The organism is Amycolatopsis sp. CA-126428 (assembly GCF_002904335.1).
Classification (GTDB): Bacteria; Actinomycetota; Actinomycetes; order Mycobacteriales; family Pseudonocardiaceae; genus Amycolatopsis.
Map to the genome: position 1 here is coordinate 38,549 of NZ_PPHF01000110.1, position 22,331 is coordinate 60,879.

General features: G+C 72.9%; 21 protein-coding genes and 1 other RNA gene. 9 read left to right on the forward strand and 13 right to left on the reverse strand.

The features are described 5' to 3' along the window. Positions 1–3: 3 nt before the first annotated feature. From C2L58_RS27365 to C2L58_RS27390, 6 genes are all read right to left on the reverse strand, one after another. On the reverse strand, positions 4–270 hold the full coding sequence (locus tag C2L58_RS27365; protein ID WP_004562703.1) for a hypothetical protein: 267 nt from the start codon (positions 268–270) through the stop codon (positions 4–6). Between the two features lie 457 nt (positions 271–727). Next, complete coding sequence (locus C2L58_RS27370) at positions 728–1,582, reverse strand: SCO6745 family protein (RefSeq protein ID WP_103340561.1); 855 nt, start codon at positions 1,580–1,582, stop codon at positions 728–730. A gap of 223 nt (positions 1,583–1,805) precedes the next feature. Then, positions 1,806–2,210: RNase P RNA component class A (gene rnpB / locus C2L58_RS27375), an RNA gene on the reverse strand. A 20-nt stretch (positions 2,211–2,230) separates the two neighbouring features. Further along, on the reverse strand, positions 2,231–3,466 hold the full coding sequence (locus C2L58_RS27380) for an NAD(P)/FAD-dependent oxidoreductase (protein WP_103340562.1): 1,236 nt from the start codon (positions 3,464–3,466) through the stop codon (positions 2,231–2,233). Further along, positions 3,463–4,275, reverse strand: coding sequence for a ferredoxin (locus C2L58_RS27385; protein WP_103340563.1), 813 nt, complete (start codon positions 4,273–4,275; stop codon positions 3,463–3,465). Before C2L58_RS27385 ends, C2L58_RS27380 begins: the two co-directional genes overlap by 4 nt. Positions 4,276–4,283: 8 nt before the next feature. Beyond that, positions 4,284–4,952, reverse strand: coding sequence for a DUF4142 domain-containing protein (locus C2L58_RS27390; RefSeq protein WP_103340564.1), 669 nt, complete (start codon positions 4,950–4,952; stop codon positions 4,284–4,286). Between the two features lie 248 nt (positions 4,953–5,200). On the opposite strand from C2L58_RS27390, the gene C2L58_RS27395 reads away from it, so the two are divergent. From C2L58_RS27395 to C2L58_RS27410, 4 genes are all read left to right on the forward strand, one after another. Beyond that, the gene (locus tag C2L58_RS27395; RefSeq protein ID WP_103340565.1) at positions 5,201–5,779 is read left to right on the forward strand and encodes a sigma-70 family RNA polymerase sigma factor; all 579 of its coding nucleotides are present in this window, start codon (positions 5,201–5,203) and stop codon (positions 5,777–5,779) included. Beyond that, the gene (locus tag C2L58_RS27400; RefSeq protein WP_103340566.1) at positions 5,776–6,183 is read left to right on the forward strand and encodes a hypothetical protein; all 408 of its coding nucleotides are present in this window, start codon (positions 5,776–5,778) and stop codon (positions 6,181–6,183) included. Before C2L58_RS27395 ends, C2L58_RS27400 begins: the two co-directional genes overlap by 4 nt. A 31-nt stretch (positions 6,184–6,214) precedes the next feature. Next, positions 6,215–9,070, forward strand: a complete 2,856-nt coding sequence (locus C2L58_RS27405) for an AAA family ATPase (RefSeq protein WP_103340567.1) — start codon at positions 6,215–6,217, stop codon at positions 9,068–9,070. A 392-nt stretch (positions 9,071–9,462) separates the two neighbouring features. Further along, a complete protein-coding gene (locus tag C2L58_RS27410) occupies positions 9,463–10,704 on the forward strand; it encodes an SLC13 family permease (RefSeq protein WP_103340568.1) in 1,242 nt (413 codons plus the stop codon). A gap of 12 nt (positions 10,705–10,716) precedes the next feature. Here C2L58_RS27410 and C2L58_RS27415 read toward each other — a convergent pair whose 3' ends face one another. The 4 genes from C2L58_RS27415 to C2L58_RS27430 form a co-directional block, all read right to left on the reverse strand. Beyond that, positions 10,717–12,459 (reverse strand): hypothetical protein, encoded by a 1,743-nt coding sequence (locus C2L58_RS27415; RefSeq protein WP_103340569.1) that lies wholly within the window; start codon positions 12,457–12,459, stop codon positions 10,717–10,719. A 198-nt stretch (positions 12,460–12,657) separates the two neighbouring features. After that, positions 12,658–13,878, reverse strand: a complete 1,221-nt coding sequence (locus C2L58_RS27420) for a bifunctional RNase H/acid phosphatase (protein WP_103340570.1) — start codon at positions 13,876–13,878, stop codon at positions 12,658–12,660. Beyond that, positions 13,875–14,612 (reverse strand): zinc ribbon domain-containing protein, encoded by a 738-nt coding sequence (locus tag C2L58_RS27425; protein WP_103340571.1) that lies wholly within the window; start codon positions 14,610–14,612, stop codon positions 13,875–13,877. The genes C2L58_RS27420 and C2L58_RS27425 overlap by 4 nt, the downstream gene beginning before the upstream one ends. Before the next feature lie 9 nt (positions 14,613–14,621). After that, a complete protein-coding gene (locus tag C2L58_RS27430) occupies positions 14,622–15,443 on the reverse strand; it encodes a Nif3-like dinuclear metal center hexameric protein (RefSeq protein ID WP_103340606.1) in 822 nt (273 codons plus the stop codon). A gap of 683 nt (positions 15,444–16,126) precedes the next feature. On the opposite strand from C2L58_RS27430, the gene C2L58_RS27435 reads away from it, so the two are divergent. From C2L58_RS27435 to C2L58_RS27445, 3 genes are read left to right on the forward strand one after another with little or no spacing between them, the layout of a single operon-like run. Further along, a complete protein-coding gene (locus tag C2L58_RS27435) occupies positions 16,127–16,588 on the forward strand; it encodes a low molecular weight protein-tyrosine-phosphatase (RefSeq protein WP_103340572.1) in 462 nt (153 codons plus the stop codon). 49 nt (positions 16,589–16,637) lie between these two features. Next, entirely contained in the window at positions 16,638–17,468 is an 831-nt protein-coding gene (locus C2L58_RS27440; RefSeq protein ID WP_103340573.1) for an SURF1 family cytochrome oxidase biogenesis protein, read from the forward strand. Positions 17,469–17,518: 50 nt separating this feature from the next. Next, positions 17,519–18,139, forward strand: coding sequence for an FMN-binding negative transcriptional regulator (locus C2L58_RS27445; RefSeq protein ID WP_103340574.1), 621 nt, complete (start codon positions 17,519–17,521; stop codon positions 18,137–18,139). A gap of 24 nt (positions 18,140–18,163) precedes the next feature. On the opposite strand, the gene C2L58_RS27450 is transcribed toward C2L58_RS27445, so the two are convergent. From C2L58_RS27450 to C2L58_RS27460, 3 genes are read right to left on the reverse strand one after another with little or no spacing between them, the layout of a single operon-like run. Continuing rightward, a complete protein-coding gene (locus C2L58_RS27450; protein WP_103340575.1) occupies positions 18,164–18,604 on the reverse strand; it encodes a hypothetical protein in 441 nt (146 codons plus the stop codon). Positions 18,605–18,660: 56 nt separating this feature from the next. Continuing rightward, positions 18,661–19,551 carry a cobalamin biosynthesis protein CobD/CbiB gene (locus tag C2L58_RS27455; RefSeq protein WP_103340576.1) on the reverse strand — a complete coding sequence of 297 codons (891 nt, stop codon included), beginning with the start codon at positions 19,549–19,551 and terminating at the stop codon, positions 18,661–18,663. Between the two features lie 43 nt (positions 19,552–19,594). Continuing rightward, positions 19,595–20,299 (reverse strand): FadR/GntR family transcriptional regulator, encoded by a 705-nt coding sequence (locus C2L58_RS27460; protein WP_103340607.1) that lies wholly within the window; start codon positions 20,297–20,299, stop codon positions 19,595–19,597. A 102-nt stretch (positions 20,300–20,401) separates the two neighbouring features. Here C2L58_RS27460 and C2L58_RS27465 point away from each other — a divergent pair, with 102 nt between their 5' ends. Together C2L58_RS27465 and C2L58_RS27470 are read left to right on the forward strand one after the other, a co-directional pair. Beyond that, positions 20,402–20,899: a gluconokinase gene (locus tag C2L58_RS27465; RefSeq protein WP_199191465.1), complete on the forward strand. Its 498-nt coding sequence runs from the start codon at positions 20,402–20,404 to the stop codon at positions 20,897–20,899. Then, positions 20,896–22,263: a GntT/GntP/DsdX family permease gene (locus C2L58_RS27470; protein ID WP_103340578.1), complete on the forward strand. Its 1,368-nt coding sequence runs from the start codon at positions 20,896–20,898 to the stop codon at positions 22,261–22,263. The genes C2L58_RS27465 and C2L58_RS27470 overlap by 4 nt, the downstream gene beginning before the upstream one ends. Positions 22,264–22,331: the final 68 nt, after the last annotated feature.

Here is a 22,331-nt window from a genome sequence, read left to right on the forward strand (position 1 = left end):
GTCTCAGCCGGTGAACAGGCCGGCGATCCACTGGCCCACGTTCACGCCCGCGCCGCTGACCGCGAGACCGATGATGGCGAGCGCGATGACCACGCCGGCGAGCCGGCGCATGACACCGGCGTTGTCGCCCTTACCGCCGCCCAGCCACAGGAGCAGGAGTGCGACGGCCAGCAGCACCAGGGGGATGACGTTGTCGAGCAGCCACTGGCGCACGTTGCCCGTGCCCAGTTCGCCGGCGGCCAGCGTGTCGAGGGTGGTCAAGGTCATCATCGCGATACTCCCGGTGCGCGGTGGAGCCCGCGCGGTTCTGGCTCAGGCGGTGCTTCGAACAACATCATGGGGGCTACGAGGGGTAGTGGTCAAAGTGCACAGCGTAGAGACCGGCTGGCTCGTCAACCGGCGTGGCGCGGATGGCACACGAAATCTCCACGCCCACCATCATCGCGGCAAGGGCCCTCGGGTTGAACCCCGGCCACCCATACTTCTCAGTGTGCTGACGAACTCACCCCATTGCTCGGGATTTGCTCACTGTGGGTACTGGTGCTCTGGCCGTTGTGCGGCCTGGAACAGTGTTGCATGACACGAACGGCCGCGTCCCCCGAGTCCGCTCTGTGACAACGGTTGGCCGGTCGGCGGCCATGTCGATCTTCGACGCGAGTGCTGTCCGTCACGGGGTGCCCGAAACTTCACAACTTTTTCACTACATAGCGTGATCTTGACTGGTCGATCAGCTCAGGGGCCGGCGAAAGACGCCGTCCGGGAAGGCGCCGGCTTGGACGATCCGGCGGCTGAGCCCGCGGCACAGCTCTTCGAGCCGGGCCGTCCGCTCGGCACCGAGGTGGAGCCACGGCGCCCGCGCGGCGGACTCGGTGGCGATCTCGACGGCGGCGCGGACGGCGGTGCCCGCCTCGGTGAGCCCGCCCTCGGCGTCGAGGATGCCGCGGCCGGTCAGCGCGGCCTCGGCGGCCGCCCACTGCTCGTCGCTCCAGCCGCGGGTCAGCTTGGCCGGGGCGGTGGCGAACCCGCGGCCGGTGGCGACGTGGGTGACCAGGGCGTCCAAGCCGCTCAAGCCGTTCAGGAGGAGGGCGGCGATGTGGCCGTCGCCGCGGTGCTCGCGGAGCAGGGTGATCGCGTGCCAGAGGACGAGGTGCGGCTCCCCGGGCCAGGCGAGCCCCGCGTGCGCGGCGTAGAGGGGACGTCCTTCGCCGGTGCACCCGTCGCTCGCCTCGCGCGCGAGTTCGGCGGCTTCGGCGACCTCGTCGCTCTTGACGTGGTCGCCGAGCAGGCGGGTCAGCGCCTGGTCGACGCCCTCGAGCCGCGCGTCCAGGACCTGCTCCGGCGTCGCCAGGGTCCAGGCGCGCGGGATCACGCGGGCGACGACCTCGGGGTTGAAGTTGTAGAAGGTGGCCGCGACGACCTCGGGCCCGACGGCCCCCATGGCCGCCGACCGGCTCGCGAAGTACGGCATCCGGCCCGGCCGCAGCCCGATGCCGGTGAGCGCGGCATCGACTTCGGGCGCGAAGTACGAGAAAGCGTGCAAAGAATCGAAAGCCGCCTTGAACCGCTTCTCGTCACCCGACATACCGGCACCCTACTACCGAGTAACCACCCGGCGGAACCACACTTCGCCAGGCCGAACCGGGAATCACGCGTGACTGGGCGGTCGACACGCGTGATCGGGGGGTCAACTCGCGTGATTGAGGGGGCGACACAGCTCGGGCTGCGGGTTCCGCCGTGTCGACCCCCCAGTCACGCGTGTCGACCCTCCAGTCACGCGTGTCGACGCTCCAGTCACGGGCTGGAGGCGGACGAGCTGGCATGTAAGCCGGATCCTGTTCCCCGGTCGCCTTGCGGCTTCCGGGGCGGCGGCCATCCATCTCGGCCTGCCGTCGCCGGCAGGCTCCAGCGGCCTACCCGCAGGCTCGGACGGGCCGTCCTCGAACGCCTGCGCAGGAGCCCGGGGGCTCCCTCTTGGCCTTGCTCCGGGTGGGGTTTACCGAGCCGTCCCGGTCGCCCGGGACGCTGGTGGTCTCTTACACCACCGTTTCACCCTTACCCCCGTCCGAATGAAGCACGAACGGGGGCGGTCTGTTTTCTGTGGCACTTTCCCGCGGGTCACCCCGGGTTGCCGTTAGCAACCACCCTGCCCTGCGGAGTCCGGACTTTCCTCGGGCCGGGTCGCCCCGGCCCGCGACCGCCCTGCCAGCTCGTCCGCGTGCTGGATCGTAGCTCAGTAGCCGGCCACCGCCCCGGTGCGGTGGCGCGGCCGGACCTCGGGCGGGGGCTCGGCGGGCACCGGGTGCTGGCGGGCCAGTTCGGCCGTCCAGTGCAGGACGGCGGCGGGGCTGTCGAGGCCGATCAGGCCGACGAGCCGGCCCTGGCGGACGAAGCCGGTGATCGGCCGGGTGCCCGGGACCGGCGACTCCAGCAGCACGGTGTCGGTCGCCAGGGACGGCCGGCCGGCGACCTGGATGCGGACGCCGTGCTGTTCGGACCAGTAGCGCGGCACCGGCGTGTAGGCCGGCGACCCCTGCGGGCCGGCGAGGAGGTTCTGGGCGGCGGCGCGGCTCATCTCGACGGCGTTGAGCCAGTGCTCCTCCCGGTGCGGCGTGGGGTCGAAGCGGAGGTTGGGCCAGCGGGCGACGTCACCGGCCGCGACGATCGTCGACGAGCCGACGACGTGGCAGGTGGGTCCGCAGACGACGCCGTCGTCGAGCGGCAGCTTGGCCCCGCGCAGCCAGGAGACCGCCGGGACGCTGCCCACGGCGACGACGACGCAGGCGACCTCGAGGGCGCGGCCGTCGGCGAACTCCAGGCCGACGTGCGTGGGCGCGGGCCGCCAGCGGCGGATCGTGGTGCCGAGTTCGAGGCGGACGCCGCGGGCGGTGTGCAGCGCCGTCAGCCACTCGCCGATGTCGGGCCCGAGGACGTCGGCCAGCAGGGATCTCGCCCGGCCGAAGAGGACGACCTCGCGGTTCATCTCGCGGAGGCTGGACGCGACTTCGCAGCCGATGAAGCCGTCGCCGATCACGGCGACCGGGCCGGGGTTGGTGGCGAGAGCGCGCTGGAGGGCGATCGTGTCGGCGAGGGTGCGGACGACGACCACGCGCGGGTGGCCGTGCGGCGCGCCGGGCATCCGGCGCGGTTCGACGCCGGTGGCGATGATCAGGCCGTCGTAGTGCAGTTCCTCGTCGCGCAGGTGGACGACCTGCCGGTTCGGCGAGAGCGCGGTGACCGGCGTGTCGAACCGCCATTCGGCGTCGACCTCGAGGGGGTCGGCGAGCAGCGTGTCGGCCCGGCTGACCGCGCCGGTGAGCAGCTGCTTGGACAGCGCCGGCCGGTGGTAGGCGATGTCGGGTTCGGCGCCGAGGACGACGACTTCGCCGTCGAACCCGAGTTCGCGCAGCCGTTCGGCCGCGCGCAGGCCGGCGAGGCCGGCTCCGGCGATGACGATGCGTTCGCTCATCGGGTGGCTCCCAACAGGTGGATGGCTCTCATGGGGCAGGCGCGCGCGGCGGCCTGGACGTGCGGGACGAGCTGGGCACCCGGGCGCTTCTCGTAGGCGAGCTGCCCGTCCAGGCCGAGCTGGAAGACCTGGGGCGCCTCGGACTGGCAGACCCCGTAGGCGTGGCAGCGCTCGCTGTCGACGTCGACGCGCACGGTGGCCGGCTCCGGGTCGTCCCCCGCGGGCGGCGGTGTCACCAGGCCGGCGCGGGCCAGCACCGCGGCGGGCAGCACGCGCAGGACCGACAGCAGCACCGGCGGGACGAGCAGCGTGATGCCGGTGAGCCAGACGACGGCGAGGTGCCCGCTCGCGATGGCGCCGAGCCAGGCGTGCACCGCCAGCAGGCCGATGGCGAGGTACCCGGCCTGGTGGAAGCGCAGCCAGCGGCCCTCGCCGGCGCTGCGGCGCAGCCCCGCGGTCACGGACACGGCGATGACGAGCTCGAGGCCGGCGATGCCCAGCGCGTGCCGCGGCGTGCCGTCGTAGAAGGGGAGGAGCAGGTCGGCGACGCCGAAGGGGTCGTCCTCCAGGAAGAGGAAGGTCAGCCCGTGCATGGTCCCGGTGGCGAGGGTGAACGCGGCGAGCACGACGTGCCCGGTGCGGATCGCGTCCTGGCCGCTGACCCGGCGGACCCAGCCGGTGGCGGCCAGCACGCCCCAGCACAGCGTCAGGCACATGCAGAGGTAGGTGAGGCGGCCGGAGAGCGCGGCAGCCTCGGCGATCCCGGTGTCGTGCGGCGACACCGGGATCAGCGCGGCGGAAAGGGACATGGGGCGGGTTACCTCCGGGTGCGCGGCGAGGGCCTGCCGGGGGTTCCGAGCAGGCGGAGCAGGCCGAACGTGGCGACGGCGGCGAGGGCCACGAGAACGGCGCCGGCGGCGAGGGCACCGCCGCCGAGGGTGTCGTCCTCGGTGGCGGAGACGAGCAGGGACGTGGTCTCGGCGAGGCCGGTGCTCTCCAGCAGCGTCAGGTGCCCGAGCGAGGTGTCGACGGCGGTCTGGGCGAACGCGCGGACATCGTCGTCGCGGGTGCCCGCGCGGACGTCGGAGGCGAGCCCGAAGAGCGTGCCGTACTCGGCGCGGAGGCGGTTGACGTAGGCGCGGTCGAACGCGTCGCCGGAGCCGGCGGCGATCTCGCCGGCCCAGCCGCGCTCCTGGTCGGTCGGCTCCCCCGGCAGGGTGACGGCGAGCCGGTCGGCGACCGAGCGCAGGGCGACGTCGAGGCGAGCCTGGTCGTCGGCGATGCGGACGGCGACGGCCCGCACCCGCCGGTTGGTGGCCCGGTCGGCGGCGAGCCTGCTCGACGGCACGGACCACAGCGTGTGCTGCTTGAGCCGGGTCAGCAGGGCGCGGTCGGACTGCTGCAGTTCCCCGGCCGACGCCGGCACGGCACAGCCCAGCACGAGCGCGGTCGCAGCGGCCAGCAACGCCACGAATCGGAGCGGCATCCCCGTTGTCCCTTCGCAAAGGAGTCCTCACCTCCTGTTACGGGGAGAAGGTGCGATCCGGTTCTCGCCGTCACCCTTTAGTGACCTGTGATGTGTATCACAAGACGCATTGTGAACCGGTCCGTGACGACCCACGCCCGCACTGCCTCGAATTGAGGCGTGAAACTAATACATATGGCCTATTAAGTGATTTTGCGCTACGCTCCGATGACCCCACGGTCCGCCAGTCAGGTGAGGTTGCGAGCTTTATGGAAGCACCGGGAAGAGAAGGTCGCGGCCACGTCGGCTACGCGTCGTCCGCGACCGCGGTCGACACCGGCCTCGCCGCGGGAGACGATCTCGTCCCACTGCTCTACAAAGACTTCCGCGCCACCCTGTTTGCGCAGGTCATGAGCCTGACCAACCATGATCGACAGTGGACGGAAGACGTGGTGCAGGAGACCATGATCCGCGCCTGGCAGCACTCCGACACGCTCGAACGCGAGCCCGGAATGCTGCGCGGATGGCTGCTCACGGTGGCCCGGCGGATCGTCATCGACGGCTGGAGGAATCGCCGCGTCCGCCCGCAGGAGGTCGCTCTGGAGATCCCGGAAAACGCCGAGTCCACGGACCGCACGGACAGCTCGTTAGCCGCGCTAACGATTACTGGGGCATTGCGGGAACTGGACGCCAAATATCAGTCGGTCATCTACGAGACGTATCTCGCGGGAAACACCGTTCGACAGGCGGCGGAAATTCTCGGAATTCCCGAGGGAACTGTCAAATCGCGGTTGTACACGGCGATGCGGCAATTGCGGAAGGCGCTCGGGGAAGTGACGATCCGATGAGGGAGCGGAAGGGGGACGCCGCAGCCTACGGGCTCGGTGTCCACGATGATCCGGAAGAGTTCGAAGCCCACCTGCTGGGCTGTGCCCGCTGCCGGAGCCGGGTCGCCGGGTTCACCCCGGTGGCCGGCGCACTGGCGGAGGCGGTGCGGCTGGGCTACCTGCCGCCGGGCGACGGTGCGGCCCGGCGCCGGAAGTCGGCCGGGGCGGCGGCCCTGCGGGGACCGGTGGCCGGCCCGCTGCTGCTGCTCGCGCTCGGCGTGGCGACGATGGCCCTCTGCGGGGCCCGGCCGGTCGCGGGGAGGACCCGGTTCGCATCCACTGCGTCCATCGTCTCCCCTGGTCAGGTCGTCGCCGGTACCGGCCGCGGTCCGCGGTGTCTCCCGCGGTCGGCCGGTTTCCAGTAGTCTGCCCCAACCCAACATGAAAGTCCTTACGGTGGATACCGAAGTAAATCCCGAGCACCCCGCCAGCGGGGCTTCGGTACCGAAGCGTCCCGCCCCGCGGCTCCCCGGCCGCGAGCCCGAGCTCGGCCGCCTGACCGGGCTCTTCCCGGTCGTGCTGGGCGGCGCGGCCGCCAGCGCGGTGCTGGCCGGCGAGTTCGGCATGGGCAAGAGCGCCGTCCTGCGGACCGCCGGGGCGCTGGCCGCGAACGCGGGCTTCACCGTCGCGACGGCCACCGGGTCGCGGCTGGAAAGCCACCTGGCCGGCGGGCTCGTCCGCCAGCTCGCCGACGCGCTCGAAGGGCCGGGGGCGCCCCCGCGACCGCCCGTCGCCGAGCTGTGCGGCGCGGCCGGCGAGAGCGAAGCGCTCGACCTCTTCTTCCGGATCGTCCGCGACGCGGCCGAGCGGGGTCCGCTGTTCCTCGGCATCGACAACATCCACCTGGCCGACGCCTGGTCCATGCGCTGCCTGGCCTACCTCCGCAGCCGCGTGCTCGACCTGCCGGTGCTGCTCGTCCTGACGTCCGTCATCGGTTATCCCCCGCACCGCGAGGTCGCGCTGCTGGACATGGTGGGGAGCACGCCGGTCACCATCACGCTGAACGGCCTCGGCGACGCGGCCGCGGCGGAGATCCTCGGCCTCGCGCCCGGGGAGCTGGCCTCCGCCTGCCGCGAGGCGACCGGCGGCAACCCGGTGCTGCTGCAGGCGCTGCGGCCGCGGCTGCTGCCCGGCGCGGACCCGCACGAGCTCGGCTCGTCGCTGATCGGGCAGGTGCTCACCACGCGGGTGCAGGAGTTCCCGCACGCGCCGGCCATCCTGCACGCGGCGGCGATCCTCGGCGAGGACGCCGGCTTCGACCTGCTGGCCCGGCTGGCCGGTGTCGACGAGCTCGACGCGCTGCAGGCGATCGACACCCTGGTCCGGCTGCACGTACTGAACAACAGCGACCAGCCGACGCTGACCTACTCGTTCGTCCGCAACTCCCTGCTGAAGGACATGCCGCAGACCACCCGGGCGGTCAACCACTCCCGGGCGGCGAAGCTGCTGACGGAGGCGGGGGCGCCGCCCGAGCGCGTGGCCGCCCACCTGCTGGAAGCGACGTCGATCCGGATCCCGTGGGCGGTGGACGTGCTGCGGCTGAGCGCGCGCGACGCGGTGTTCTCCGGGCGGTCCGAGCTGGCCGCCCGGCACCTGCGCCGGGCGCTGGAGGAGCGGCTGACCTCGGGGCGCCGGATGGCCGTGCTGCTGCAGCTCGCGCACGCGGAGTTCCAGTTCGACCCGCCCGGCGCCGCGAAGCGGGTGCGGGAAGCCGTCGACACCGTGGGCAACCGCGAGACGGCCGCGTACATCGCCACGGCGATGCTGCTGTCGCTCTGCGGCGGCCAGGACGCCCGGCTCGGGATCAGCGCGGCGGGCCAGATCGCGGCGCGGCTCGACGCGGGCGGGCCGGACGCCGTGTGGCCGCTGCTGTGCATGACCTACCTCGCCGAGGCCGGCAGCCGGCTCGGCCCGCCCCCGGAGTTCCGCGACTTCGAGGAGCAGTGGGCGCCGCTGACCGACCCGGCGGCCCAGCGCAGCCGCTCGGCGCTGCTGGCCCTGGACGCCGTCCGCAGCGGCGAGTCGGCGCCGGACGCCGTCGGGCACTTCGCGGACGCGCTGAGCCAGGCCGGGGCGCCGCCGCGCGCCGGCGCCCCCGACAGCCCGAGCCCCCGAAGGCTGAACAGCGACGACGGCGGCGAGCTGTTCGAGCAGCACTACTTCTTCACGCTGGCCACCGCGGTGCTCGCGGACGAGCCGGCGCACGTCGACCGGCTGTGCCGGGTCCTCGACGTCGAGCGCGAGCCGTGGGACGTGCACGTGCCGCACGGGGCGCTGCCCACCCTGGCCCGCGGGATCGCGCTGCAGGCCAGCGGCGACCTGCAGCGGGCGAGCGTGCACTTCGAGTCCCTGCTGCGCCGCTTCGACGAGCGCGGCGGGACGACGACCTGCCCGGTCGGCGTGCTGTGCGCGGCGAAGCTCGTCGAGTGCTGGGTGGACCTCGGCCGGTTCGAGGCGGCGACGTCCCTGCTGGACCGGATGGACTTCGTCGCGAGCCAGGGCCTGTTCACGCACACGTACCTCCTGTACGCGCGGGGCCGCCTGCGCGTCGCGACGGGGTACACGCGTTTCGGGTTCGAGGACCTCCTCAGCTGCGGGCGGCGCCTGGCGCACCACGGCATGCGGTTCCCGGGGTTCGTGCCGTGGCGGGCGCACGCGGCCCGGGCGGCGCTGGCCCTCGGCCAGACCGACGACGCGGCCCGCCTGGCCGAAGAGGACATCAACGCCTCGGCCCGCTGGGGCGCGGCGCGCCCACTGGGCACGGCGCTCACGACGCTGGGGCTGGTCCGCGAGGACGACGAGGCCGAGCGGGCGCTGCAGAAGGCGATCACGACACTGCGATCGTCCCCGGCCCGCCTGCAGCTGGCGACGGCCCTGACGGAGCTCGGCACGCTGCAGTCCCGGCACGGCCAGTCCGAAAAGGCCATCGAAACGCTCCGGCAGGCGGTGGAGCTGAGCGAGCAGTGCGGAGCGCGCCCACTGGCCCGCCGGGCGGCGGAGGAGCTGCGGTCCTCGCGGCGCGCGCTGACGCCGGCGAAGGACAACGAGCACGGGCTGACCCGGCAGGAGAACCGCATCGCGGTGATGGCGGCCCAGGGACTGACCAACCGCGAGATCGCCACGGCCCTGCACCTGACGCGGCGGACGGTGGAGCTGCACCTGTCCGGGGCGTACCGGAAGCTCGGGATTCCCGGGCGGGCGGAGCTCGGTGGGGCGCTGGCGAAGTCTTCGCAGCGGGTGGATGGTCGCTGACCCGTTTCCGGGATCCGCAAGCTCGACCAGTGCGGCACGCGGACGAGTGCCGAGCTGTTCCAGGACCCCGCAGGCTCGGCCGATGCAGCACCCCGGCGCTGAGCCTGAGGCAGCGTAGGGCTGCGGGCACGGCGGCAAGCGCGAGCGGGCGCTGAACCGTCCCCGGACCCCGCAAGCCTGGCCGCGCAGCCCGCGGAGGCCCCCTGAGCCAAGGCCGCGCAGCCCCCGGAGATCCGCTGAGCCAAGGCCGCGCAAGGTCGCAGTTCGGCCCGCACTTCGGCCCACCGCTTCGGGCAGCTATGTCCAGTTTGGACTCCCGCCCGCGGGGGCGCCCCCGTCTTCCACACTACCCGGCAGCACCGACAGAACCGGGCCGCAGTTAGCGTGAACGCGTGAACATCCTCGCGGGCGCGGCCAGCCTGCTGCTCCTGGCCGGTGTGCTCGTCTTCGCCATCGTCCGGCCGCGGGGGTGGCCGGAAGCCGTCGCCGCCGTGCCGGCCGCCGGGGTCGTGCTCCTGCTCGGGCTCGTGCCGCCCGCCGCCGCCGGGGCGCGGGCCGTGGAAATCCTGCCCACTCTCGGCTTTCTCGCCGCGATTCTGCTTTTGTCCTTTTTGGCCAGTGTCGACGGCGTCTTCACCTGGCTCGGCAACCGGCTTGCCGAGGCGTGTCACGGCCGGCCGCGGCGGCTGCTCGTCCTCACCTTTGCCGCCGCCGCCGGGGTCACCGCGATCCTCAGCCTGGACGCCACCGTCGTGCTGCTCACCCCGGTGGTGCTCGCCACCGCCGGCAGCCTCGAGCTCCCCGCGCGGCCGCACGTCTACGCCTGCGCGCACCTGGCCAACTCGGCGTCGACGCTGCTGCCGGTGTCCAACCTGACGAACCTACTGGCCTTCGCCGCCTCCGGGCTGACCTTCGCCGGGTTCACCGCGCTGATGGCGTTGCCGTGGCTGGTCACGATCGCCGTCGAGCTGGTCGTGTTCCTGTGGTTCTTCAAGACCGACCTGCGGCCGCGCGAGACGCCCGAACCGCGCCAGCACCTCGAGACGCCGACCTTCGCCCTCGTCATCCTCGGGCTCACGCTCGCCGGGTTCGCGGTCGGGCAGTTGGGGCACGTCGAGCCGGTCTGGATCGCCGCGCTGGCGGCGCTCATCCTCGGTGTGCGGGCGGTGGCGCGGGGCAAGATCCGGCCGTGGCGGCTGGTCACCGAGGCGGCGCCGCAGCTGTGCCTGTTCGTGCTGGGCCTGGCCGTCGTGGTCGAGGCCGTGTCGGAGCACGTCCTCGGCGGGGTGCTCCGCGAGGTCCTGCCGTCCGCGACCGGCCTGGTCGACCTGCTGGTGGCCGCGGGCGTGGCGGCGCTGCTGGCCAACCTGGTCAACAACCTGCCGGCCACGCTCATCCTGCTGTCGGTGCTCGGCCCGCACCCGGCGCCCGGCGTACTGCTGGCGGTGCTGCTCGGCGTCAACATCGGCCCGAACGCGACCTACCTCGGCTCACTGGCGACCCTGCTGTGGCGCCGGACGCTCCCGAAGCCGCCCTCGCCGAGGACCTTCCACGCCCTGGGGGCGCTCACGACCCCGCTGAGCCTGGCCGCGGCGACCGTCGCGCTCTGGCTGAGCCTCGGGTTCGCGACCTGACGGCGACCGGCCTCAGCTGGGCGTCGTGATCGTCTGGCCCGGCTTCATCGTCGCGCCGCAGTCGTCCAGCGGGCCGCCGAAACGGTCCGCCGCCACGGCCGGGATCGTCTTCGCCGCGTACTCCTGGGCCGCCTTCAGCTTCGCCGGGTCCGTCACCGCGTCGCGCCGGACCCAGTCGCCGTTGCGGAGGCCCTCGATCGGGGAGCTGTAGATCAGCACGTAGTCGCGGTCGAGGCGGGGGTCCAGCGCAATCCCGTTGCCCGCCGCCCAGGGGCCCCACGAGTGGATGAACGTCGGCTTGACCGTGTCGAACACGTAGTTGCGCAGGCCCGCCAGGTCGTTCTCGTGCACCAGGTCGGCGATCGGCTTGTTCACCAGGCCGGCCATGTCGACCAGCTCGAGCCGGCTGGTCATCGACGAGCCGCCGAGGTCGGGCAGCAGCAGCGACGCCTTCCGCACGCCGAGGATGTCGGCGTAGGTGTTGAAGCCGCGGCCGAAGCGGTCGGCCACCAGGCACGCCGTGATGTTCGGGTTCTTCGCGAACTTGTCCGCCGCGGCCGCGAACCCGATGGCCGACGGGACGAACGCGCCCACCAGCACCACGACGACGCCGACGCGCAGCAGCGCCCGCCGGTGGCGCAGCAGCTCACCGGCCGAAAGCGTGCCCGCGAGGACCGCCAGCGGCCAGATCGGGCTGGCGAACCGGTGCTGGTACATCCAGTCGGCGACCATCACGCCGTAGGCGACGATCCCGAGCCCCAGCGGCACCAGCAGCGCGATCAGCGGACGCCGCCACGGCGCCTTGACCAGCGCGAACACGATCACCAGCGCCAGCGCGACCACGCCGGCCCAGCCCGCGTAGCCGACCAGCTCGAACGGCCGCTTCAGTGCGTCGAACCCCGGCAGGCCCTGCTGCTTCGCCACCGAAGGGTTGGCCAGCAGCCGTCCGAACTCCGAGTGCCGCCAGACGACGTACGCGCCGAACGGCACGGCGAACGCCGCCACCGACAGCAGCGCGAGCCGGAAGCTCTTCCAGAACAGCCCGGACCGCAGCAGGAACAGCGCCGCCAGCGGGTACGCGCCCGCGTAGATCAGGCCTTCCGGGCGGGTCAGCGCGGCGAACGCGACCAGCACCCCGGCCCACAGCGCGACCTTCGGCGTCAGCAGCTTGTCCCGCCGCACCGACACGAACAGCGTCACGCCCAGCGTCACGACGACGAACGCGAACAGCGAGTTCTCCAGGCCGGACACGACCCAGATGACGTACGACGGGATCGTCGCCAGCGTCAGGCCGACGACCAGCGTGGCCAGCCACGCGAAGCGGGTGAAGATCTGCTTCGCGGCGATGTGGCAGGCCGTCAGGACGCCGCCGGTGAACAGCAGGCCCAGCGCCTTCGGGAACAACACGTAGTCCGGGAGGCCGAAGAGGGCGCCGTGGTCGAAGAGGCCGACGAGCTTGCCGAGGCCGAGCAGCACCATCCACGTCGGGTCGGAGAAGCCCTCGACCGGCGGCGCGCCCGGCTGCAGCACCGGGCCGAGGCCGTCGGCGAAGCTGCGGGCGTAGGAGAAGGTGATGGCGGCGTCGTCGACGATCCAGTGGCCGTAGCGGGTCGCGTGGACGGCGACGGCCGCGACACCGGCGAGCACGGCCAGCACCGGCGCCAGGCGCGCGCCCCAGCCGCGGGTGGCCGTGGTGGTGGCCGGGTCCTCGGGGACGTCGCTCGGGGAGGTCTCGGTGAGTGCGCTAGCCGTCATGTCCTCGTCACTGTTCCGCCCGCAGGCTTCTGCCGGTGGGATACGCGCGAGCCGGCGCCCCCTTGCTGGACCCGGAGGCCGGACCCGACACCGCGGCGACGCGGTCGAGACACTGTAGCCAATACCCCATCCGGGGTCCGCCAGGCGTCGGGGTCGAGCGTGATCCGCCCCACACTTCGGTGAATATCCCGGCGCCGGTCAGGCCAGGTGCGAGGTGTCGTTGACGAGGCGGACCGACGCGTTCCCATCGGGGTAGAACTCGACGATCGACAGCGACGCCAGGTCCAGGTGCAGCCGGAACAGCAGCTGCGGACCGGCGTCGAGGCCCATCCGGAGCAGGGTCTTGATCGGCGTCACGTGGCTGACCAGCACCAACGTCCGGCCGCCGTGCTCGGCGATGAGCTCGTCGCGGGCCTTGCGGACGCGCCGGTGGACGACCTCGAAGCTCTCTCCGCCGGGCGGCGCCACCGCGCTGTCGCCCAGCCAGGAGCGGTGCAGGGCGGGGTCGCGGTCGGCCGCTTCGGCGAACGTCAGGCCTTCCCACTCGCCGAAGTCGGTCTCGATCAGACCGGGGTGGGTCTCGACGCGGCCGCCGAGCGCGTCGGCGACGGCCTGCGCTGTTTGCTTCGTGCGGGTGAGCGGCGAGGAGACGATCGGGACAGCTTCGCCGTCGACGACCAGGCCCTCCATCGCGGCCAGCCGTTTCGCGGCCGCGGCGGCCTGCGTGCGGCCCAGTTCGGTCAGCGGGACGTCGCCGCGGCCGGAGTAGCGGCGCAGTGCCGACATCTCGGTCTGGCCGTGGCGCAGCAGGAGCAGCCGGGTCGGGGTGCCCTGGGCACCGGTCCAGGGCACGGCCGACCGGTCGGGCTTGCGGGTCGGCAGCTTCGGCGCGGTGGCTTCCGGGACACCGGACTCGCGTTCGGCCGCGGCGGGTCCGCGAACGCCGGTCTGCCGGGCGACCCGGCCGGCCCGGCCGGCCGTGGCGGCGCCGGGGCGGCCGGCGGCGGGCTTGCCGGTCGCCGCGTCCATGGCCTCGTTGGCCAACCGGTCGGCGTGGGAGTTCTGCGCGCGCGGGATCCACTCGTACTTGACGCGGGAGAAGCCCCCGGCCAGCTCCTTGGCCCGCTCGGCCAGCGGCTGCATGTCCGGGTGCTTGATCTTCCAGCGCCCGGACATCTGCTCCACCACGAGCTTCGAGTCCATCCGGACGTCCACAGTGGACGCACCGACCTCGGCCGCGGCGGCCAGGCCGGCGATCAAGCCGTTGTATTCGGCGACGTTGTTGGTGACGACCCCGAGACTTTCCTTGCGCTCGGCGAGGACCTGGCCATCGCTGTCCTTCACCACGGCGCCGTAGCCGGCGGGACCGGGGTTGCCCCGTGAGCCGCCGTCGGCTTCGACCACGACATGCGACGTCACAGACCCGACTCCAAGGTCCGGACCAGGATCGCGCCGCAGTTCTCGCACTGGATGACGTCGTCCTCCGGCGCGGCCTTGATTTCGTTGACCGTGTTGCGGTCGAGCTCCAGCTGGCAGGCGCCGCAGCGGCGGGCGCGGAGCAGCGCGGCCCCGATGCCCTTGTGCTCGCGGACGCGCTCGTACAGCTTGAGCAGCGGCTCCGGGAAGCGCGGCACCAGCTTCACGCGGTCTTCTTCGCGGCGCGCGCGGGTGGTGTCGAGGTCCTTGAACGCTTCGTCGCGGCGCGCGATCGCGGCGGCGACCTCGGCCTCGGCCTTGTCGACCTCGGCGCCGGTGCGCTGCGCGTCCAGGCCGAGGGCCTCGCGCTGCTCCATCAGCTCCAGCAGGTCGTCCTCCAGCGCGCTTTGGCGCCGCTCCAGCGACTGCAGCTCGTGCTCGATGTCGGTCATCTGCTTCGAGTTCACCGAGCCGGAGGCCAGGAGCTTGCGGTCGCGGTCCTCGCGGGCGCGCACCGACTCGATCTCCTTCTCCTGCCGGGCGATTTCGCGGTCGAGGTCGGAGGCGGCGGTCTCCACCGAGACGAGGGCGTCCCGACGCTCGCGGGCGGTCTTCTCCCCCGCGTCGATCTCGGCCAGCTCGGGCAGGGTGCGGCGGCGGTGCGCGGTGCGCGAGAGCTCGGCGTCCACCTTGGCGAGCTCGAGCAACTGGCGCTGCACGGCGGGTTCGGCCTTCACGGTGCTCCTCTAAATCGATGTGCGCTCGGCGCGGACGTTCCACGGGTCGGTGCGCCGCGTGGAGACGTGAACGTCGACGTTACCCGCAAAGGCCCGCGCCACGAGCGCCGAGGCTTGCCCGCACCAGGGCCACTCGCTGGCCCAGTGGGTCAGCCCGACCAGCGCGGGCACCGGGCCGCGGCCCGCGAGGTGCTCGCCGGCGGGGTGATGCCGCAGGTCCGCGGTGACGAAGGCGTCGACACCGGCCTCGGTGGCCTGCTTCAGGTAGGAGTCCCCGGCCCCACCGGACACGGCCACGGTGCGGATCGGGCGGCCGGCGTCACCCGCGCCGAGCACGCCGGGCACGGTCGCGGGCAGGGCGTCGGCGACGCGCTGGACGAACACCGCGAACGGCTCCGGCTCGGGCAGTTCGCCGAGGCGGCCGATGCCGGTGACGCCGTCGGCCTTCGGTTCCAGCGGGCCGGTGACGCGCAGCCCGATCGCCTGCGCGAGCGCATCGGAGACGCCGGGGTCGGCGGAGTCGGCGTTGGTGTGCGCGCAGTAGAGGGCGATGCCTTCGCGGATCATCCGGTGCACGAGGGCGCCCTTGGCGGAGTCGGCGGGGACGCCGTGCACGCCGCGCAGCAGCAGCGGGTGGTGCGCGACGATCAGCTGCGCACCGCGTTCGACGGCTTCGTCGACGGTCTCGGCGACCGGGTCGACGCAGAACAGCACCCGGCGCACGGGTTCGGCCGGATCGCCGCAGACGAGGCCGACGGCGTCCCACGACTCGGCGAGCTCGGGCGGATAAACCTGTTCCAGCACGGAGATGACTTCGGAAAGGGCGGGCACGCGGTGATTTTCGCATGCACGGTCCGGAGCCGTGCGCCTTCGGTCGTTGCTCGTCACGGTGACAGCGGTCCGGGCCTGCACAACCGCGGCCGCAAGGAGGCGCCCCGGCGGCACCAGGCCGCCGCGGGCGCCGGGAACGGTCAGTTGCAGTTGCCGCAGCAGCCGCAGCCCTGGCCGGTGCACTTCGAGCAGCACCCGTGCATGATCGCTCTCCTTCCGGTTCGCGTCCTCGCCCGATCGACGCTAAGTGGGCGCTGTGGGCCGCGGATACCGCCGTGTGGGCGGGTGACCGGGTGAATGCGGTGGTTACGCTCGGGGCGGTTGGGGCGGCGCCGCGGCGGGGGATGCCTGGTGGGGGGCGGGTTATCGCCGGGCTGATGGCGGGGGTCGCAGCCTTCGCGCGCCACCCGCTGGGGCGCATCGCACCCCGCCTGATCCCTTCGGGCCGAGCGAGCAGCGTTCGTGCCCGCCTGCCGGGCCGCCGAGCGCATCGCCCCGACCGCGGCGAACAGCCCCACTCGCGCCGCCCGCCGGGCCGCGGGCATCGCGCCCACTCACCGTGGCGAGCCAGCGAGCAGCCTCTGCGCCCCACCAGCCCGCAGAACCACGCGGCGGTCACGTTCTCACCCCGGCCACGTCAGGCGGACGGGTGACCTGGCGAACCCGATGGTTACCCTCGGCGCGTGACGCACATCGTCTTCGTCTGCTCCGGCAACATCTGCCGCTCCCCGATGGCCGAACTGGTGTTCCGGGCGCGGCTCGACGACGCCGGGCTCGGTGACTCCGTCCGGGTGACCAGCGCCGGGACCGGTCCGTGGCACGCCGGTGAGCCCGCCGACAAGCGGGCCCGTGCCACGCTGAAGGCGCACGGCTACCCGACCGCGCACGTCGCGTCCGAGGTGTCCGGCGAGGACCTCGCCGCCGATCTGCTGCTGGCCGCGGACGAGGGGCACCTCGAGTTCCTGCGATCGCGGGTCGAGGACCCGGCGAAGGTGCGGCTGCTGCGGTCGTTCGACCCGTCGGCGCCCGAGGGCGCCGAGGTCCCGGACCCGTACTACGGCGGCGACGACGGCTTCGAAGACGTCCTCGGCATGATCGAACGCTCGGTGCCCGGTTTGCTGGATTGGGTGCGTTCGCGGAGGTAGCGGTCACAGCCCGCGAAGGCCCGCCGGGGGCACGGGCTACCGTGGTGGGGTGCGGTTGCGGTTCCTCCTCCGGCCCGGGTGGCTGGCTCTGACGGCGGTGGTGTTCACTTTCGCCATCTGCTGCTTCACCCTGCTCTCGCCGTGGCAGTTCAGCCGCAACACCGAGCGCGAGCAGCAGAACGCCGCGCTCGAGACGTCGTTCACCGCGGCTCCGGTGCCGCTGGCGCAGCTGCTGCCGCCCGGGAGCGTGCCCGGCCGGTACACCGAGTGGCACCTCGTCACCGTCACCGGCCAGTACCTGCCGGACAAGGAAGTCGTCGCGCGGCTGCGGACCGTCCAGGGCGAAGGTGCCTTCGAGGTGCTGACGCCGATGCGGACCACCGACGGCACGATCGTGCTGATCGACCGCGGCTACGTGCCCCTGGACAGCAAGTCGGCCGTGCCGCCGTACCCGCCGCCGCCGGCCGGGACCGTGCAGGTCACCGCGCGGGTGCGGGCGGACGAGACCGACCCGAAGAACCGCGACGCGTTCGCCGACGCCTCGACCGGCGGGCGGCTGCAGAGCTACGTCGTCGACTCCCGGGTGGTCGCGCGGGCGGGCGGGCTCGACATCCGGCCGGGCTACTTCCAGCTCGACGCCGGCCAGCCCGGGGTGCTCGGCGCGCTGCCGCTGCCGCAGACGGACTCGGGGCCGTTCCTGTCGTACGCGCTGCAGTGGATCGCGTTCGGCGCGATGGCGCTGCTCGGCTGGCTGTACTTCACGGTCCGCGAGCTGAAGCCGGGCGGGGCGCTGGACGCGTCCGAAGCCCCTTCGCGGCGGAAGTCCGTCGCGGAGATCCTCGCGGAAGACGAGCTCGCCGAAAGTGGCCATCAGAAGTAGGCCGCGAATGGCCCTGCGGTGAGGCCACTTGCCCGGGTGATACTCGGGTCATGCTGATCCACCCGTGGGACGCCGCCGCTTCCGATCCGGAGTGGCGCGAGTGGCTGTCCGGGCACGACTTCGGCCAGCTGATCGCCGGCGGCCGGGGCCGCGACCTGCCGGTGGTGACGCCGGCGCACTTCGCGTTCGACGGCGACCGCACGATCGTCACCCACCTGGCCCGCCCGAACCCGATCTGGCCGCTGCTGGAGGAGCACCCGCGGGCCCTGCTGACGGTGATCGGCGACTACACGTACATCCGCGCGGACTGGAACGCGACCGCGGACCCGGCCTACGGCGTGCCGACGTCGTACTACGCGACGGTGCAGCTCGAAGGGGACATCCGGCTGGTCGACGACCCGGCGGCGAAGGCGGCCCTGCTCGACGAACAGCTGCGGCACTTCGAGCCGGACGGCGCCCGGGCACCGGTGAGCGCCGCCCCGGACGCGCCCGACCGGCGGCTGCTGCCGGGGATCCGCGGGATCGAGTTCACGGTCACCGGGGTCCGGGCGAAGTTCAAGTTCGGCGGCAACCGGACGGCGGAAGACCGGGAGCGGATCGGGGCCCGGCTGGCGGAGCGGGGTGGGCCGCTGGACGCGCAGGCCCTGGAGCAGCTGCGCCGCCGCGGCTGAGGGACCCCAGCCGCGGCGGGCGGTTCAGCCGCCGCAGCGGGGGACCGGCAGCACGTCCAGGAAGCCGTGGATGGTCTCGCCGGTGGTGTGGTTCAGCGCGTCCGCCGTCATGTGCTGGGTGACGCCCGGCTGGTTGGCGGTCGGGTGCTGCTCCCGGATCCCCGTGGTCGCCGAGACGTCGTCGCCGGTGAAGAAGACCTTGCCGTTGTCGGCGAAGGTGATGGTCCAGACCTGGCCGGCGACGTTGGTGTGGATCTCGAACTCCTCCCCCACGACGAACGGCGACCCGGCGGGGCCGTCGTCGTCGTGCTTGGACTTCAGCGTGAACGACGTGCCCAGGCTGCCGAAGCCGTCCTGTTCGTAGGTGGGGCCGCAGCGCCGGTCCTTGGCTTCGGCGGTCCCGGTGACGACGAGGGTGAGCAGGCTCGCGGCGACCACGCCGGCCGCCATGTGCTTGTACCGCAAGGTTCCTCCCAGTTTTCGGCGAAGCGTTTGCCTACGCTCGTCGATACGCGGGAGAGTTACAGCTCCCGGCGCCGGAAGCCCGTCAGCACGGCGACCACCACCGAGGTCGCCCCGGCCAGCCAGCCCACGACCCGGGAAAGCTCCACCGCGCGCGTCACGTGTCCCGCGTCCGGGTTCCGGCCCACCCCCAGCACCGGCAGCTCCAGCACGCCGTGCGGGTACACCGTCCGGCCGCCGACGCGGACCTCGAGCGCGCCGGCGAACGCCGCCTCCACGCGGCCCGCGTTCGGGCTCGGGTGGGCGATCGTGTCGCGGCGCCACGCCCGCCACGCGCCGCCCGCCGAGCCGCCGACCACCGGGGCCGCCGCCACCGTCAAGGCCGCCGCCACGCGGGTGGGCAGCAGGTGGACCAGCTCGTCGGCCCGGTCCACCGCCCAGTGGCCGCGGCGGCCCGCGCGGGATCGGCGCAGCAAGCTCACCGCCCGTGCCCCGAGCAAGCCCGGCACGCCCGCCAGCGCGCCCCACACCAGCGGGGCCACCACCGCGTCGGACGTGTTCTCCGCCAGCGTCTCCACCGAGGCGCGGGACAGCGCGATCGCGCCCAGGCCGCCGGCCACCCGGGGGTCCAGTTCGGACAGTGTCGCGCGCGCCGGCTCGAAGCGGCACTCCTCCAGGTCGCGGGCCAGTTCCGTGCCCTGCTGGGCCAGGCCCGCCGCGCCGAGGACGGCCCACGTCGTCACCGCTGTCGCCGTGGCCTGCGCCAGGGGGCGGCCGCGGCTCGCCCGCTCGAGCAACGTCCCGCCCACGACGAGCGCGCCCGCGACGAGGACGCCCGAGCGGTGCGGGAGCCGGCGGAACGCCGTCACCGGGAGACGGCGGCGGGGGTCACCGAGGGCGCCGTCGGCCGCCACGCCCAACACCAGTCCGATCGCGCGCGCCGCGCTCACCCGTGCCCCCCGGCGGAAAGAAAGTCCAGTTCTCCCGCGGAGGCTACTCGCCGTCGGAAGGCCCCTCGGCCACCAGGGCGGCGATCTCGTCACGGGCCTGGACGACGATGTCGCGCATCGCCCGTTCCGCCCGGTCCGCGTCCCCGGCGGCCACCGCCGCGGCCACCTCGGCGTGCAGCGCGACGGCCTCGGGCTGTGGCTCCGGCGGCATCAGGCCGTGCCCGGTCCGCCCGGTGAGCACCTCCGCGACGACCTCGGACAGCTGCCCGAACATCGGGTTCCGGGACGCGGTGAGCAGCAGGTCGTGGAAGGCGATGTCGAAGTCGAGGAACGCCGGGAGGTCGCGGGCCCGGGCCGTCCGCGCCAGCCGCTCCCCCAGCGCGCCCAGGCGGCCGCGCTCCTCCGGGGTCGCGCGCAGGGCCGCGAACCGCGCCGCGCACGGTTCGATCGCCGAGCGCAGCTCGTTCAGCGTGGCGAGCGCCGCCGGGCGGGCCGGGCCGTCGAGCTGCCAGCGGATCAGCCGCGGGTCGTAGTGGTTCCACGCCGCCGGCTCGCGGACGATCACCCCGACCCGGCGCTTGCTGGTGGTCAGCTGCATCGTCTCCAGCACGCGGACGACCTCGCGGGCCACGGTTCGCGAAGCGCCGAAGCGTTCTTGAAGGTCTTCCGAGCGCAGCACGGTGCCCGGGGCCAGGGATCCGTTCGCGATCGCCGCGCCGAGGGCATCCAGGACCTGCTCGTGTCTCACCACGGAAGGCTAACCCTCTGATTCGATTAAGTAGTACTTCAACTTGAATAAGTAGTACTTTTGAGCTTCACTCACCTGGGCACAACGAAGTGGGAGGTGCGGATGACCGTCATCGTGGTGATGGGGGTGTCAGGCTCCGGGAAGACGACGATCGGCACGGCGCTCGCCGAGGCCCTCGGCGTCGAGTACGCGGAAGCGGACACGTTCCATCCGAAGGCCAACATCGACAAGATGACCGCCGGCACGCCGCTGACCGACGAGGACCGCGCGCCCTGGCTCGAGGCCATCGCCGGCTGGATCCGCGAACACGAGGGCTCCGGCGGCGTCGTGACGTCGTCCGCGCTCAAGCGCCGGTACCGCGACGTCCTGCGCACCGGCGGCGACGTCTGGTTCGCGCACCTGCACGGCGACCGCGCGCAGCTGGCCGAGCGGATGAAGACGCGCACCGGCCACTTCATGCCGGTGTCGCTGCTGGACTCGCAGCTCGCCGACCTCGAGCCCCTGGAGCCGGACGAGGCCGGGGCCGTCTTCGACAACACCGCGGGCACGCCGGCCGAGATCACCGAAGCCGCGCTGGCCGCCTTCCGGGAGCACGCGTGAACGCCGTCCTCGCCGCCGGCTGGACCGGCCACGACACGCGCCTGATCATCGCGACCGTCGTCGCGATCGCCGTCATCGTCGTGCTGATCACGAAAGTGAAGCTGCACCCGTTCCTGGCGCTCGTCCTCGGCTCGCTCGCGCTCGGGCTGACCGCCGGGATGCCGGTCGACAAGCTGCTCAAGAGCTTCACGACCGGCGTCGGCAGCACGGTCGCGTCCGTCGGCATCCTGATCGCCCTCGGCGCGATGCTCGGCAAGCTGCTGGCCGACTCCGGCGGCGCCGACCAGATCGTCGACACCGTGCTCGGCCGGGCCCGCGGCGGCGCGCTCCCGTGGGCGATGGCGCTCGTCGCGGCCCTGATCGGGCTGCCGATGTTCTTCGAGATCGGGCTCGTCATGCTGATCCCGGTGGTGCTGCTCGCGGTCAAGCGCACCGGGAAACCGCTGATGCTGCTGGGCATTCCCGCGGTGGCCGGGCTTTCGGTGCTGCACGGGCTGGTCCCGCCGCACCCCGGCCCGCTGGCCGCGGCCGGCGCGCTGAACGCGAACGTCGGCATCACGCTGGCGTTCGGCCTGCTCGTCGGCATCCCGACGCTGGTCGTCGCGGGTCCGCTGTTCGGCAAGCTCGCGGCCCGGCTGGTGCCGGACGCCGCGCCGCCGGAGCGGCTGATCCCGGAACGCGCCGACACCGGCAAGCCGCGTCCCAGCTTCGCCGCGACGCTCACGACGGTGCTGCTGCCGGTCGTGCTCATGCTGGCGAAAGCGCTGTCGGACATCCTGCTGGCCAAGGACAACCAGGCCCGCAAGATCCTCGACTTCGTCGGCGACCCGCTGATCGCGCTGCTCGCGGCGGTCCTGGTGGGCATGGTCCTGCTCGGCCGCCCGGCCGGGCTCGGCCGGGACAAACTGTCCACAGTGGTCGGCGACTCGCTCGGCCCGATCGCCGGGATCATCCTCATCGTCGGCGCGGGCGGCGGGTTCAAGCAGACCCTGGTCGACGCCGGCGTCGGTGACGTCATCACCGGCCTGGCCAAGGACGCGAACCTGTCCCCGCTGCTGCTCGGCTGGCTGGTCGCGGTGGCGATCCGGCTGGCCACGGGCTCGGCCACGGTCGCAACCGTCTCGGCGGCGGGCATCGTGGCCCCGCTCGCCGCGGGCATGGACCCGTCCCACAGCGCGCTGCTGGTGCTGGCGATCGGCGCCGGGTCGCTGTTCTTCTCGCACGTCAACGACGCCGGGTTCTGGCTGGTCAAGGAGTACTTCGGGCTCTCGGTCGGGCAGACGCTGAAGAGCTGGTCGGTGATGGAGACGCTCATCTCGGTGGTCGCCATCACGCTGATCCTGCCGCTGTCGCTGATCGTTTAGGCACCACCCGAACGACAAGGCCGCCACCCCACTGCCGGGGTGGCGGCCTTTTTCGCGCCCGTTGACAT

Coding starts and splice junctions, on each gene's coding strand:
- C2L58_RS27365 (WP_004562703.1), bottom strand. CDS start 270: ATGATGACCTTGACCACCCTCGACACGCTGGCCGCCGGCGAACTGGGC.
- C2L58_RS27370 (WP_103340561.1), bottom strand. CDS start 1,582: ATGTCGGGTGACGAGAAGCGGTTCAAGGCGGCTTTCGATTCTTTGCAC.
- C2L58_RS27380 (WP_103340562.1), bottom strand. CDS start 3,466: ATGAGCGAACGCATCGTCATCGCCGGAGCCGGCCTCGCCGGCCTGCGC.
- C2L58_RS27385 (WP_103340563.1), bottom strand. CDS start 4,275: ATGTCCCTTTCCGCCGCGCTGATCCCGGTGTCGCCGCACGACACCGGG.
- C2L58_RS27390 (WP_103340564.1), bottom strand. CDS start 4,952: ATGCCGCTCCGATTCGTGGCGTTGCTGGCCGCTGCGACCGCGCTCGTG.
- C2L58_RS27395 (WP_103340565.1), top strand. CDS start 5,201: ATGGAAGCACCGGGAAGAGAAGGTCGCGGCCACGTCGGCTACGCGTCG.
- C2L58_RS27400 (WP_103340566.1), top strand. CDS start 5,776: ATGAGGGAGCGGAAGGGGGACGCCGCAGCCTACGGGCTCGGTGTCCAC.
- C2L58_RS27415 (WP_103340569.1), bottom strand. CDS start 12,459: ATGACGGCTAGCGCACTCACCGAGACCTCCCCGAGCGACGTCCCCGAG.
- C2L58_RS27445 (WP_103340574.1), top strand. CDS start 17,519: ATGCTGATCCACCCGTGGGACGCCGCCGCTTCCGATCCGGAGTGGCGC.
- C2L58_RS27465 (WP_199191465.1), top strand. CDS start 20,402: ATGACCGTCATCGTGGTGATGGGGGTGTCAGGCTCCGGGAAGACGACG.